The organism is Shewanella nanhaiensis (genome assembly GCF_019457885.1).
In the GTDB taxonomy this organism is placed as follows: Bacteria; Pseudomonadota; Gammaproteobacteria; order Enterobacterales; family Shewanellaceae; genus Shewanella; species Shewanella nanhaiensis.
Window position 1 is genome coordinate 59,544 of the sequence record NZ_JAHZST010000013.1, and the last position, 14,370, is coordinate 73,913.

The 14,370-nt window shown below is 44.3% G+C and carries 15 protein-coding genes; 13 read left to right on the forward strand and 2 right to left on the reverse strand.

Translation table 11 applies throughout. The features are described 5' to 3' along the window. Window positions 1-44 precede the first annotated feature (44 nt). Window positions 45-2,468 carry a glycerol-3-phosphate 1-O-acyltransferase PlsB gene (plsB, locus tag K0625_RS16845; protein WP_220110759.1) on the reverse strand — a complete coding sequence of 808 codons (2,424 nt, stop codon included), beginning with the start codon at window positions 2,466-2,468 and terminating at the stop codon, window positions 45-47. A 219-nt stretch (window positions 2,469-2,687) separates the two neighbouring features. Between plsB and lexA the strand changes: the two genes are divergently transcribed. From lexA to K0625_RS16875, 6 genes are all read left to right on the forward strand, one after another. Continuing rightward, window positions 2,688-3,305 (forward strand): transcriptional repressor LexA, encoded by a 618-nt coding sequence (lexA, locus tag K0625_RS16850; RefSeq protein ID WP_012322830.1) that lies wholly within the window; start codon window positions 2,688-2,690, stop codon window positions 3,303-3,305. After that, window positions 3,302-3,814: a SulA-like leucine-rich domain-containing protein gene (locus tag K0625_RS16855; RefSeq protein ID WP_220110760.1), complete on the forward strand. Its 513-nt coding sequence runs from the start codon at window positions 3,302-3,304 to the stop codon at window positions 3,812-3,814. Before lexA ends, K0625_RS16855 begins: the two co-directional genes overlap by 4 nt. A 597-nt stretch (window positions 3,815-4,411) precedes the next feature. Next, window positions 4,412-5,947, forward strand: a complete 1,536-nt coding sequence (gene coxB / locus K0625_RS16860) for a cytochrome c oxidase subunit II (protein ID WP_220110761.1) — start codon at window positions 4,412-4,414, stop codon at window positions 5,945-5,947. A gap of 9 nt (window positions 5,948-5,956) precedes the next feature. Further along, the gene (gene ctaD / locus K0625_RS16865) at window positions 5,957-7,579 is read left to right on the forward strand and encodes a cytochrome c oxidase subunit I (RefSeq protein WP_438944508.1); all 1,623 of its coding nucleotides are present in this window, start codon (window positions 5,957-5,959) and stop codon (window positions 7,577-7,579) included. 2 nt (window positions 7,580-7,581) lie between these two features. Next, a complete protein-coding gene (locus K0625_RS16870; protein ID WP_220110762.1) occupies window positions 7,582-8,145 on the forward strand; it encodes a cytochrome c oxidase assembly protein in 564 nt (187 codons plus the stop codon). Continuing rightward, window positions 8,142-9,017 (forward strand): cytochrome c oxidase subunit 3, encoded by an 876-nt coding sequence (locus K0625_RS16875; protein WP_220110763.1) that lies wholly within the window; start codon window positions 8,142-8,144, stop codon window positions 9,015-9,017. The genes K0625_RS16870 and K0625_RS16875 overlap by 4 nt, the downstream gene beginning before the upstream one ends. A gap of 120 nt (window positions 9,018-9,137) precedes the next feature. Here K0625_RS16875 and K0625_RS16880 read toward each other — a convergent pair whose 3' ends face one another. Next, entirely contained in the window at window positions 9,138-9,356 is a 219-nt protein-coding gene (locus K0625_RS16880) for a DUF2909 family protein (RefSeq protein WP_012322824.1), read from the reverse strand. 43 nt (window positions 9,357-9,399) lie between these two features. On the opposite strand from K0625_RS16880, the gene K0625_RS16885 reads away from it, so the two are divergent. The 7 genes from K0625_RS16885 (at window position 9,400) to K0625_RS16915 (ending at window position 14,359) form a co-directional block, all read left to right on the forward strand. Continuing rightward, the gene (locus K0625_RS16885; RefSeq protein WP_232847148.1) at window positions 9,400-10,086 is read left to right on the forward strand and encodes an SURF1 family protein; all 687 of its coding nucleotides are present in this window, start codon (window positions 9,400-9,402) and stop codon (window positions 10,084-10,086) included. A 210-nt stretch (window positions 10,087-10,296) separates the two neighbouring features. Then, window positions 10,297-10,842, forward strand: coding sequence for a redox-active disulfide-containing membrane protein (locus tag K0625_RS16890; protein ID WP_220110765.1), 546 nt, complete (start codon window positions 10,297-10,299; stop codon window positions 10,840-10,842). Then, window positions 10,842-11,825 (forward strand): COX15/CtaA family protein, encoded by a 984-nt coding sequence (locus K0625_RS16895; protein ID WP_220110766.1) that lies wholly within the window; start codon window positions 10,842-10,844, stop codon window positions 11,823-11,825. Before K0625_RS16890 ends, K0625_RS16895 begins: the two co-directional genes overlap by 1 nt. 102 nt (window positions 11,826-11,927) lie before the next feature. After that, window positions 11,928-12,836, forward strand: a complete 909-nt coding sequence (cyoE, locus tag K0625_RS16900; RefSeq protein WP_220110767.1) for a heme o synthase — start codon at window positions 11,928-11,930, stop codon at window positions 12,834-12,836. A gap of 30 nt (window positions 12,837-12,866) precedes the next feature. Continuing rightward, entirely contained in the window at window positions 12,867-13,508 is a 642-nt protein-coding gene (locus K0625_RS16905; protein WP_220110768.1) for an SCO family protein, read from the forward strand. A 192-nt stretch (window positions 13,509-13,700) separates the two neighbouring features. Further along, window positions 13,701-13,997: an STAS domain-containing protein gene (locus tag K0625_RS16910; RefSeq protein WP_220110769.1), complete on the forward strand. Its 297-nt coding sequence runs from the start codon at window positions 13,701-13,703 to the stop codon at window positions 13,995-13,997. Then, window positions 13,997-14,359, forward strand: a complete 363-nt coding sequence (locus K0625_RS16915) for a response regulator (protein ID WP_220110770.1) — start codon at window positions 13,997-13,999, stop codon at window positions 14,357-14,359. The genes K0625_RS16910 and K0625_RS16915 overlap by 1 nt, the downstream gene beginning before the upstream one ends. Window positions 14,360-14,370 lie beyond the last annotated feature (11 nt).

Below are 14,370 nucleotides of genomic sequence, written 5' to 3' on the forward strand. Positions count from 1 at the left end.
AAGATGATGAGGCCGATTTACAGCCCCATACTCACTGTTAATTCTCAAGCAGAGCGCTCCGCAGCAACACTATCGACTATGGTCTGCCTAACAGAAGACCTTAATAAGCCATTGGCTGACGCACGAACTCTCTCAACGTCGGCTTTATTACCGTTATCTTTGAGGTAACCAAGATCTTTAAGCTTCACACTCAAGGTTCTATAGAGGTTCTTATCATAGAACTCAGGTGCGGTGATACCATGAAGGGCACCTAAACGCTTCGCCAGTTTATGACTTTCGGCCTCGAGATCTGAACGCTCCATCTCTGGAAAATCAGCTAACAGATTAAAGATGATGGCGTAACGCTGCAACGTCTCACTCACAGTGCCAGCAAGCAGTAACAGCTGATTAATACTGGTTTCAACCACACTGAAACCAGTATCTTCACGGATCAACTGCTGCTCAATAAACAGATCTAATATCTGCTCGACTAACTTATCGGTATCTTCAACCCCCATAAACAGTTCAGCTTCAAGCAGAGGATAGAAATCGGCGATGATCGCTTTGATCTCATCTCTGGTGATCCGCTCATGTTGAGTCAAACAGCTAGCAACCAGTGAAGGAATAATCATTAAATGAATAATGTTATTACGGTAATAGGTCATAGCAATGGAGATACTCTCATCAATGGAGACGATATCGCCAAGTGGATCGCTATCTAGCTGTAGCTTTTTCAGCTCTAAACCTTGAGTAACTAGTTGCTTACCGTCACCTTCTACTACAGATGTGTATGAGGTATAAGGCAGATCTTTTAGCAACTTAAGATAGAGATCTAGCTGCTTCTCAAGCTGAGTTCTCTCAAGGGCATTTTGCTCAGATGCCAACAGAACTAAGCTAGTCAGGGTGACTGAACTCACCGCCGCAGCGTCATTGATATTGGTCATAACTTGATTTGCTAGGGTGTTAACCACAGGGGTCAACCAAGTTGGTTTCTGCTCAGGATCGCTCGCGATCTCCTCACGCCAATCAGGCACCTGCTCATTTAGAAAACTATGCAAGGTGATAGGTTTACCAAAGTTCACATAACCTTGACCAAAGTTTCCTAGCTTACGCAAAGCACCAAAAACCTGCCAAACCGACTCTTTCTTTTTCTTCTTACCGCTTAATTCTTTATGGTAAGTCGCCACTTCCATCACATGATCATAACCAAGGTAGACAGGAACCAGCGTTACTGGGCGCTCCATTCCACGTAGTACACTGTTAAGTGTCATCGCGATCATACCGGTTTTAGGTGCCAATAGGCGTCCGGTTCTTGAACGTCCACCTTCGGTGAAGTACTCAACCGAGTAACCTTTAGTGAAAAGTTGATCCAGATATTCGCGGAAAACTGCTGTATACAGTTTATTACCTCTGAAACTACGGCGGATAAAGAAGGCACCACCGCGACGGAACATAGGGCCCGCTGGCCAGAAATTCAGGTTGATCCCCGCTGCAATGTGAGGCGGAACCATGCCTTGGTAATAAAGAATATAGGAGAGCAGCAGATAATCCATATGGCTTCTGTGGCAAGGCACATAGATGATCTCATGGCCATCATGGTGTAGCTGGCGGATCTGTTCAGCTCCCTTAATATTGATACCTTTGTAGAGCTTATTCCACAACCAAGTAAGGAAACGTTCGGCAATACGCACTAAGCTATCGGAATAATCCGCAGCAATCTCATCGAGATATTCCATCGCCTTCGCTCTGGCTTCAACCTCTGAAATCTTCTTGCTGGTTGCCTCTTCCTGAATCGCTTTTCTTAAGCTTTCTGAGTTAATCAAGGCATGAAAAAGCGCCTGTCTCTTAGGTAAAACTGGACCTGTCATCACCTTTCGCTGACGACTAAAGTGCACTCGGGCTACGCGGGCAAGTTTATGCGCAATACGCTTATCGGTGCCATGCTCATCGGCCATATAACGTATCGAGACCGAATTAGAGAATTGGACAAAGTTATGTCGACCTAAAAATAGAATCATCAAACACTTACGCAACCAGGTGGGGTTCTCACGCTCAAGCACAGCGGCTTTCATCGTGTCATCCTCTTTACCTGGCGTTCTCCCCCAATAGAGACTCACAGGGACCAGTTGAATATCGAGCTCAGGGCTCTCTTTATGTGCCTTTAGCAGATCCATAAAGCTGCTCAGGAAGAACTCATTACTCTCCCTTTTCCCCATAAGAGGCTTTGCCCCTTCTAGGCATACCACTCTGGGCGTTGACCGCCCTTCAACCTCTAATGACTCATAAGGGCTAGGTAAACCAAGCTCCCCTGTGATCTCACTAAGAGCTGCAATGTCACTGAGAGATTCAGTCTTCATCACATAAACGAGCGGTTTTTCAGGGTCTAAATTGAGATCCTTAAAGGGTTCTTGTGGCACAACAATAGTATGCACCAACTTTTTCTGAAGCCAGCGCAGTGATTTAAACCAAAGGGAGTCTTGTTTGGACATTATTCTTATGCAGTGTGTTTAATTTAATAACTGCATAGAGTACCAGATTTTGGATAATTCCACCAAATTAGCTCAGGCCTTAGATAAGCGCACATATCCGAGTTAAAATCTGACCTTAAATAATACAGATAAGAAAAACAGATAAAACTTGGTTAATACTTGCACTGGTCAAAATACTGTATATACTGACAGTTACTGTATAGAAAGACAGGATTGATAATGAGACCTTTAACACCACGACAAGCTGAAATTCTTGAACTAATTAAATGCAATATTGCCGAAACAGGCATGCCACCAACCCGTGCAGAAATTGCTAAACGTTTAGGTTTTAAAAGCGCCAACGCTGCTGAGGAACACCTAAAAGCCCTAGCTAAAAAAGGCTGTATTGAGATCATTCCCGGTACATCTCGTGGTATTAGGTTAGCTCAAACAGAGGAGCTTGAAGAGCAAGGTTTACCTTTGATAGGCCAAGTTGCAGCTGGGGAGCCTATCCTAGCTCAAGAGCATGTTGAGCAGCATTATCAAGTTGATCCAAATATGTTCCACCCAAGTGCCGACTTTCTACTTAGGGTACGTGGCGACAGCATGAAAGATATCGGTATTCTCGAAGGAGATCTTCTGGCTGTTCATAAGGCTGAGCAAGCAAGAAACGGTCAGGTCGTCGTTGCCCGTGTTGAAGATGATGTCACAGTTAAACGCTTCGAGAAAAAAGGCAGTACTGTTTACCTTCATGCAGAAAATGAAGATTACAGTCCTATAGTCGTTGATCTAACTAACCAAAGCCTAAGTATTGAAGGATTGGCTGTCGGTGTTATTCGCAATGGAGATTGGCAATGAACACATTAATCGGCAATGGCCCAAGACATCCTGGACTTTGGATAGATCATCAGACTCACTACTCCAGCCAGCTACAAAGCAGTACTATCTCTACAGTAACCAGCTCTACACAGGGGCGTGAAGAGTTAAAACAGGTGAGTTCACAGCTTGCCACATTAAGCCAGCAGGGACAGTGGATAGTCTTAATCAGCCCACCGAATATAGGCTATAAGAAGATGTTGGCAGAAGCTGGTGTTAGAATGAACCGCGTACTGCTAGTACATGCAAAAGATGAAGTGGAAACACTCTGGGCAATGGAAAAAGCACTAACAAGTGGCACCTCTAGCGCTGTGCTCTGTTGGACTCAATCGTTAGATGCACGTGATAGTCGTCGTCTTCAGATTGTTGCTAAAAGTGCTAGAGCATTGGGCGTGGTTATTGAAGATGCAAACTCAAGCTCTCAAGTAGAAGCCCATAACCCTATTATCGACTCAGCTTTGCAGCCAAGTTTATTTTCTTCCGTTCATTAATCTTTCCCCCCTATATCTTTAAGCCCCTTAATGGGGCTTTTTTGTCAGTATCACTTCGAAAAGTATCTAAATATCCAGCATATATAGAAAACTTTTAAGCTTATTTAAAGGGCTTTAAACCCATACACCATGAGGTTTTAGTGATTTAAAAACTAATAACTATTTCTTCATCAATACCTTGGATTGAAAAACTTAGCAGTCTCCGAACTGGCTAAATACCTCTATGGAACGGCATTATTAATTTAAAAATAAAGAAAAAGTGATCTTGATCAATATTTCAACACACAGTAAGTTAGAAACATAACAACGATAATTTGTTATATCCAAAGCGATTTAGTCGTCTGCAAAGTAAATCAATTCCCAGTGATATAACTGCATTGTTTACCTAGCAGAAATCGGAACAGATATATTCTGTGGTAGGTACAGGTGTGGTTAACTTCAGCAGCAAAAAAGACTGCTAACTTTCACAATAAAAAGTAAAACCGCTAGCGTACTTTGAAGTCATCGTTGCTTTTTTGGGAACTGAAGAGTTTGCATAGAGCAGAGACTTACTGTGTGGCTCTTCTTTGTCTTATATTTTGGCAGAGGAGAAGTCTAGTGAAGAAAGCGCTGTATTGTTTTCTGGCGTTGCTGTTTACGCCACCCATGTTGGCATCAGAGATGCCCTTGAATATGACTCAAGGGGTCACGGAGATCAGTGGTAGGGTGTATAACCTGCATATGATCATCCTGTATATCTGTTGTGCCATCGGAATCTTGGTCTTTGGTGTGATGATCTATTCCATGATCAATCACAGAAAATCCAAAGGTGCGATTGCGGCTAATTTTCACGAAAGTACAAAGGTTGAGATAGCTTGGACCGTTGTGCCTTTTATCATCCTTATTTTAATGGCAATACCTGCCACTAAAACCCTGATCGCAATGGAAGATCCTTCCGATGCCGATATCACAATTAAAGTTACTGGGTCTCAATGGAAATGGCATTACAGCTACTTTGATGAAGATATCGAATTTTACAGCTTGCTCTCCACTCCCAGAGAACAGATCGATGGCACTGAGGCAAAAGGAGAGAACTATCTCCTCGAGGTTGATAACCCCTTAGTCCTACCAATCAACAAAAAAGTGCGTTTTCTTATGACTTCAGAAGATGTCATCCACTCATGGTGGGTGCCCGCTTTCGCCGTTAAAAAAGATGCCAATCCTGGATTTATTAATGAAGCTTGGACACGAATAGACAAAACAGGCACCTATCGAGGCCAATGTGCTGAGTTATGCGGTAAAGATCATGGCTTTATGCCAATTGTGGTCAAAGCTGTTTCCGAAGCAGATTATGATACTTGGCTAGTCGAGCAGAAGAGTAAAGCAAGCTCTGCTGCCGCTGAAGCCCAAGCTGCGCTCAGTAAAACCTTGAGTATGGATGAGCTAATGACTCAAGGAGAGCAGGTATATATGGCAAACTGCGCAGCATGTCACCAACCTAACGGTGTGGGCCTGCCTGGTGTGTTCCCCTCTCTTATTGGCAGCCCAATGATTAAAGGCGCTGTCGCAGGTCATGTCGATATCGTCTTAAATGGTAAGCCCGGCACTGCGATGCAAGCATTCGCTAAGCAGTTAACAGCAACAGAAATTGCAGCTGTGGTTACCTATGAGCGTAATGCATGGGGCAATGACTCAGGTGATACAGTTCAAGCCGCAGATGTCAGCTCCACTAACCCAGCTCCCGCAGTATCGAGCGAACCAGCAGTTCCAGTAACCTTACCTGAGATTGAGGAGGCCGCAGCAGAAGTGGTCGAAGAGGTTAAAGCTGTTGTACTAGATGACTTAACCATGGATGAACTCATGGCTATGGGCGAGAAGGTCTATATGACCAGCTGCGTTGCTTGTCATCAGGCAGCAGGAACAGGCCTGCCCGGCGCCTTCCCTTCATTAGTAAACAGCCCTGTGATCACAGGCCCAGTAACGGGCCACCTTGATATGGTTATCAAGGGTAAACCCGGAACCGCTATGCAGGCTTTCGGGGCACAATTAACGCCGCAAGAGATTGCAGCCGTGATCACTTATGAACGAAACGCATGGGGTAACAACACAGGCGATATGGTTCAGGCTGCTGATGTTAATCAGCATGGTCAATAGGGGAACGCTATGACTAGTACAACACACGATGCACAAGACAATATAGAGCCAGAACATAATCAAGCAGATCACCATGACGATCATCATGAAGCGATGCCTACTGGGATTAAACGTTGGCTTTTCACTACAAACCACAAAGATATAGGCACGCTCTACCTCTGGTTCAGTTTCATCATGTTCCTCACTGGTGGCGCGATGGCCATGGTTATTCGAGCTGAACTTTTTCAGCCCGGACTCCAGCTTGTTGAGCCAAACTTTTTTAATCAGATGACCACAGTTCATGGTCTTATCATGGTATTCGGGGCGGTAATGCCAGCCTTCACTGGATTAGCTAACTGGCTCATTCCCATGATGATTGGCGCGCCGGATATGGCACTGCCAAGAATGAACAACTGGAGCTTCTGGATCTTACCTTTCGCTTTCGCTATCTTGCTGAGCTCTCTATTTATGGAAGGTGGTGGTCCCAACTTTGGTTGGACCTTCTACGCTCCCCTATCCACCACTTATAGCCCAGACAGCACTGCACTCTTCGTCTTTTCGGTGCATATTATGGGGATGAGCTCCATCATGGGTGCCATTAACGTGGTGGTGACAATCGTCAACATGCGTGCGCCTGGTATGACATGGATGAAACTTCCTCTGTTTGTGTGGACTTGGCTAATCACAGCTTTCCTATTGATTGCGGTGATGCCAGTTCTTGCAGGTACTGTGACCATGGTATTGACCGATAAATACTTCGGTACTAGCTTCTTCGATGCAGCAGGTGGTGGAGATCCTGTGATGTTCCAACATATCTTCTGGTTCTTCGGACATCCGGAGGTGTACATCATGATTTTACCCTCTTTCGGTATCATCTCTGCCATTGTGCCAGCCTTCAGTCGAAAACCTCTGTTTGGTTACTCCTCCATGGTTTACGCAACCGCCAGTATCGCAATACTTTCATTCCTAGTGTGGGCCCACCACATGTTCACAACGGGTATGCCTGTTTTTGCAGAACTCTTCTTTATGTACTGTACTATGCTGATTGCGGTGCCTACTGGGGTGAAAGTGTTCAACTGGGTCGCAACCATGTGGCGGGGATCAATCTCCTTTGAAACCCCTATGCTGTTTGCTGTCGCCTTTATTATTCTCTTTACCATTGGAGGATTTTCTGGATTGATGCTGGCGATCACCCCTGTTGATTTCCAATATCACGATACCTATTTCGTTGTTGCCCATTTCCACTATGTGTTAGTCACAGGCGCTATATTCTCAATCATGGCAGCGGCCTATTACTGGCTACCTAAGTGGACAGGCAATATGTACGATGAAAAGTGGGGCAAGATCCATTTCTGGACCTCTGTCATCTCGGTCAATGTGCTGTTCTTCCCGATGCATTTCTTAGGCTTAGCTGGTATGCCAAGGCGGATCCCTGATTACGCGGTGCAGTTTGCTGATGTAAACCAGATAGTTTCAATTGGCGGTTTCGCCTTTGGTTTATCTCAACTAATCTTCCTTTATGTGGTCATCAAGTGCATACGTAGTGGCGAAAAAGCCGAGGCAAAACCATGGGATGGCGCCGAAGGTTTAGAGTGGACTCTACCAAGTCCTGCTCCATACCACTCCTTTAGTACTCCACCGGAGATTAAATAATCATGGAGAAGGCAGAATCGAACAAAAAGCTGATCTCTATGCTAATAGCAGGTGCTATTGGCATGTTCGGCTTCGGTTTTGCCTTAGTTCCTCTCTATGATGTCCTGTGTGAGCAACTAGGAATAAATGGCAAAACCAGTAGTACAGCAAGCAGCTATCAAGCTATGACCATAGATAAAAGCCGAACGGTTACCGTTGAATTTATGGCGCAGATACAGAGTGATATGCCTTGGGAGTTTACACCAGAGATGAAACGTATGCAGGTTCATCCTGGTGAGTTAATAAGAACAAACTTTAAAGCGATAAACCTCTCAACGGAGGAGACGCTTGGACAGGCAATTCCATCTGTATCCCCAGGTCAAGGAGCGGCTTACTTTAATAAAACAGAGTGCTTTTGCTTTAATCAACAGAGATTAACGGCCAAAGCCAGCGCAGAGTTACCGCTGATATTTTTTGTGGATCCGGATTTACCAGAATCCATATCAACATTGACTCTCTCTTATACCCTCTACAACATCACAGATCGTGGATATGTTGATGCGATAGAGCAAGGAGCAGCAAGATGACAACTAAGCACGAACATTACTATGTCCCAGCCCAAAGCGCCTGGCCCATTATTGGCGCAATAGGGCTGTTTCTTATCGCCTTTGGCGCAGGAAGCTATGTACAACAACTCAATACCGAGAGTAGTAGCGGCGGATATATACTACTCGCAGGAATCGCCGTCATTATCTATATGATTTTTGGCTGGTTCAGAACCGTTATCGCCGAGTCTATGAGCGGACTTTATTCCCAACAGATGGATCGTTCGTTCAGGCAGGGGATGAGCTGGTTTATCTTCTCTGAGGTGATGTTTTTTGCGGCATTTTTTGGCGCTCTGCTCTACGCCAGAATGATTGCGGTACCTTGGTTAGGTGGTGACTCTAATAATGCCATGACAAATGAAGTGCTTTGGCCTGGATTTGAGGCGATATGGCCCTTGGTCAAAACACCCGACGGTACAACGACCCAAGCAATGGGATGGACTGGCTTACCCCTTTACAACACCCTCATACTTCTCACCTCTTCAATCACCTTACATATGGCCCATGTTAGCCTTGAAAAAGGAAAACGCTCGGCAATTGCAGTCTGGTTGGGAATAACGATTCTACTTGGCCTTGCCTTCTTAGGTCTGCAAGTAGAAGAGTATGTTCATGCCTATCAGGAGATGGGATTAACCTTAGATTCTGGCGTTTACGGCAATACCTTCTTCCTGCTAACTGGCTTTCACGGTATGCATGTCACGCTGGGAACGGTATTTTTAATCGTACTCTTTTTCCGGGTTTTAAAAGGACATTTCACACCAGATAAGCACTTCGCATTTCAGGCTGGAAGCTGGTATTGGCACTTCGTTGACGTAGTTTGGTTATGCCTATTTATCTTTGTCTACGTCCTTTAATCGAAACAGATCTGCTGCGCATCTCTATTTGAGCACTGCGCGGCAACCCCTTTTTGAGTGTTCAACCAAAACTATTTATCAGAAAAGATAATCAGCACTCTAGTGAATGACTTTACTAACTCAATATGGCCTTATATTGGGTGTGATAACACCTGTAGCCATGGCCAGCAATAGCAGCACAACCACCAGCACGGAGAAGATAACTCTACGACCAAGATATTGGCTCATGGGGACTTTACTCTCCCCTTTAACCATTATAAATAGGGCTCGGGCAAGATTAAATAAGATGAAAAGCAGTAGCAGTACTAAAACTAATTTAAACACCAATAGTGTATTCACTCGTAATCCTCGGCTATTTTGGAGAGGCACCAAAGTGCTGGTTATGCTTGCTACTGTGAGTCTGTTTTTGCTTCTGGTCAAGCTAGGTTTCTGGCAGTTATCCCGCGCAGAGTTAAAAGAGGACCTACAATCTCAACTGACCTCTAGGCAAGCCGCGGCTCCACTCTCATATCGTCAACTGCTTTCACTTCCTGCGAGCGAGCCACTCACAGGTTATAGACTTAGCGCCACGGTCACTCCGGTGGGGAATAAAGTTTTTTTACTCGACAATCAAATCTTTAATGGTCAAGTTGGCTACCTTGCACTGCAAGTTATGCAGGTCAATCCCACGGCCCCTTGGTTACTGGTTGAACTCGGATTTGTCCCTGCTGGAAATGACAGAAGAGTGCTCCCTAAACTGCCACACATTAATCAACCTCAACCCCTCACTGGACGCCTTTATCAGAAACAAGCGAACCCCATGAGCTCAGATCTTCTGGCCGAAGAGGGATGGCCTAAAAGAGTTCAGAACTTAAATATTTCACAGATAGAAACTAGCTTGAATCATCCTGTGGCATTAGCAGTGCTTCAACCAGAGAGCATTAAAGGCATCGACTTGCCCCATCCATGGCAACCGATCCCACTCTCAGCTCAAAAACACTTAGGTTATGCCCTACAGTGGTTTTCTATGGCTGTTGCATTTGCACTTCTCGTGCTCTACTTCATCAGAGTCAGGATAAGAAAGAAATAATAAAAACAATAAGATGACAATAAGTACAAATGACTATTGCCAACAGAAACAAGACCAAGTAGGTTAGGTATTAAGCAGTTTTTTACTACCAATACAGATAATAAAAATCGTTTCCTAGCCGTCTCGGGAAACAAAATTAGTGTTACCTCGATAGAGAGAGCCCCTAATTTTTTAGGCGATCCCGCGAGGTATCTAACGAGAGGAGAGAGTATGAACTCCCCAAAAAAGAGCGGCAAGAAACCACTTCTCATTTTACTACTGGTATTTATCCTACCTGTGGTCGCCGCAAAAATTGTGCTGAGTTTAGATCTGTATCAAGGGGGCGCTACCAATAAGGGAGAGCTACTTACTACAGGTACCAGTTACTCCTCTCTTGCCATGGAAAACCCTAAACCTAAAGAGTGGCAACTTCTCTACCTACTCCCTGAAAACTGCGAGCAGGTTTGTCAAGATCGTCTCTATATTCTTCAACAAAGCCACGTGGCTTTAGGAAGAGAGCAAGACAGAGTTCATACCCTAATATTAGTTAACGATAAAAGTGATACTTCCGCACTATCAAACAGCTCATTTGAGACAGCCAAAGCAAATAATCAGATGAGTGAGATGCTCAGCCAGCAGCAGATGATCATTGTCGATCCATTAGGCAGTTTAGTGATGCGATACCCTTCTGTATCGGGTCGAGAGCAGCAGATCCTCCAAGGCAAATCCCTAGTATCAGATCTTAGAAAAATGCTGAAACTGTCGAGGGTTGGCTAATGCAGATCCCCTCCCTACTCAAAATCACCATCGTCTTCACCCTATGCGTCATATTGATGGGGGCTTATACCAGATTATCCGATGCAGGTCTCGGATGTCCCGACTGGCCAGGATGTTATGGCATGCTAAAGGTGCCGAGCCAAGCTCATGAACTCTCTCAAGTGCAAACTACTTTTCCTGGCCATGAGGTAGAACCCAAAAAAGCCTGGTTGGAGATGATACATAGGTATATCGCTGGCGCTCTTGGTTTATTGGTACTGCTGATCTTTATTCTCTGTCTGAAAAAGGATGAGGCCCCTAAGAAGTTACCTGGATTGATCGCACTATTAATCGTGTTTCAAGCAGCCCTTGGTATGTGGACAGTCACAATGAAGCTCATGCCCGTCGTGGTGATGTCCCACCTTATCGGGGGGTTTAGTTTAATAGCTTTACTGCTACTACTTTATTTGCGAACTAAGCCATTGAGGATCCCTGGAGGAGACGCCGTTGCTCGTAAACTTGCTCCTCTCGCGTTAATTTGCTTAGGAGTATTAATTCTACAGATCATTATTGGAGGCTGGACCTCCTCAAACTATGCGGCCCTTGCTTGCACAACCTTACCTATTTGTGAAGGTGACTGGTATAACAATCTAAAGCTAGCTCAAGCTTTTAACCCATTTCAGGGTGAGCATGATACCTATGAGTTTGGAGTATTAGATTATGCTTCGAGAATGACAATACATGTTGTCCATCGATTTTGGGCAGTCGTAACCGTTGCGATGCTATTTTGGCTAGCTTTTAAGTTATACCAACAATCTCAATCTTCACTACTAAAGCGTTCCGCTTTACTACTGGTTTTACTCGTATGCTTACAGGTTGCGCTAGGAATAAGCAATGTCGTGCTTCACCTGCCCTTAGGCGTTGCAGTTTCACATAATGCCGGCGCAGCCTTGTTACTACTTAACTTAGTCTTCATTAACTACGCGCTGTGGCGAAAAGCATAAAAAATGAGCTATGACAAAAGCCAATACAGCTATTTGATTAACAGAATTGATTACGCACTATAACTAGACAACACGGCGTAACGCCAATGCAGGGGATTAGCCATGGCAAAACCACTTTCTATACCATCGAGTGACACCCAAAGCCAACCACTTCAATGGCGCGCCTATTATGAGATGACAAAGCCTAAAGTTGTCGCCTTAATGCTACTGACTGTTCTGGTAGGAATGTGTCTGGCACTACCTGGGGCTGTGCCATTACAACCATTAATCTTTGGACTTCTTGGTATAGGTATGATGGCTGGCGCAGCAGCCGCCTTTAACCATCTAATCGATCGACGCATCGATGGATTGATGGCTCGTACTTATAACCGACCTCTTCCCAAGGGACGTGTTTCGATAACGAAAGCGTTAACCTTCTCTATCTCTCTTGCTGTTATGGGTTTTGTTTTACTTTACACCTTGGTCAATGAGCTAACCGCTTGGTTAACCTTCGCCAGCTTACTTGGTTATGCCGTTGTTTATACGGCCTACCTAAAGCGAGCAACGCCACAGAATATCGTTGTTGGCGGATTAGCTGGCGCCATGCCACCACTACTAGGCTGGACATCGGTGACTGGGGAGTTTCACGGCAACGCCCTGTTACTGGTCATCATTATTTTCGCTTGGACTCCACCCCACTTCTGGGCGTTAGCCATTCACAGAAAGGCTGAATACGCCAAAGTCGATATCCCCATGCTACCAGTCACTCATGGTACGGAGTTTACCAAAACCTGTATCTTGCTTTACACCATACTGCTTGCAATCGCATGCCTTCTCCCCGTTTTGGTTGGCATGTGTGGCCCATTATATCTGGTTGGTTCAACGCTTTTGAGTTGCGGCTTTATCTATAAATCTTGGGAGCTGAAATTTGATGATAAACCAGGTTTGGCGATGCAAGTTTTTCGCTTCTCTATCTATCACTTAATGCTGTTATTCATCGTGCTGTTAGTCGATCACTACCTTTGGGTTTAAGCGTTATCAATAGCAAAATAGGATCGGTTTATGAGTAAACGGTTAACAGTTGCAGTTTCAATAATACTCGGCTTAGCTCTTTTAGGACTAGGCGTTGCGGCTGCTATCCAGTTTAAGTCTCATCAAACTAATCCTGAGCTCGCAACTAGCTTTATCTTTCCAACAGCAAAAAAATTAGCGCCTTTTTCTCTAAAAGATCAACATGGAAATCCATTTTCAAATTCACAGCTTGCCGATAAATGGAGTCTATTTTTCATTGGTTATACTTCATGTCCTGACGTATGCCCTACAACCATGGGGAAACTCAGCGCGGCTTACCCCGAGCTATTAAAAGATATCGATCTGCAAATTATCTTTCTCTCTGTTGATCCTCAACGAGACACCCAAGAGAAACTACTCGCTTATATGGATTTTTTTAACCCCGAATTCACTGCTATTACCGGTGAGCATGCCCAACTTTTTCCGCTAACTCGCGACTTAGGCTTTGTTTACGCCATGGTTGGAGAGGGAGAGAATTATCAAGTAGATCATAGTGCTTCCATGGCACTTATCTCACCAGAAGGAAGAAAAGTTGCCATCATAAAACCTAAATCTTCGACACCTGGAACTCTGCCACAAATTTTAACTAAAAACTTAATCTCAGATATAGGAAAAATTGTTCGTAGCTACTAAGGTTATACATCTATAATACAACAACTTACAAGAATAAACGCTACCTCCTCTAAGCCACTATCCTCCTCCCTATACATATCTCTTAACTAAATGTATTCGAAAAAATTTATTCCAAAAGAGGAAATACTCCTGTTTGCCTACTATCTTTTGATCTTGCAGGGATGGACAAAAGTAATCCAAAGGAAAAATTAAATGTCGGATCAAACTATTAAATTGGATTCAGAGATAACGATTCGAAATATTCAGCCTGTATTTGCTCAACTTTGTGAGTTATTTACACAAGCAGAAATACTTCATATCGATGCAAGTCAATTATCTAGAGTGGACACAGCTGGTGCACAACTGCTTCACCTTTTTTCCAAAACATGTGATGCCCGTTCTCTGAAGGTAGATTGGCTAGGTTGCCAAGATGACCTTTTAGCAAGTTTAGGAGAACTAGGGATCTCACTCCCGCACCTAAAAGTGGATACGCTTGAGGAGGATACCTAATGAAAAAAATACTTGCCGTCGATGATTCGGCTTCAATGCGCCAAATGGTTGGATTTACATTAAAAACAGCTGGATTTGATGTAACAGAGGCCTGTGATGGGGATGAAGCACTTAAGGCTGCTCAAGTTGGGGAGTTTGATCTCGTTATCTCCGACGTCAACATGCCTGTGATGGATGGATTAACCTTAATCCGCAATTTACGAACACTTCCAGCTTACAAGTTTACTCCTTTATTAATGTTAACAACTGAATCAGGAGTTGATAAGAAACATGAAGGTCGTTCTGCAGGGGCAACTGGTTGGATAGTAAAACCATTTAACCCAGATCAACTGCTTGCAACAGTACGGAAAGTACTAGGTTAATCACAATACAT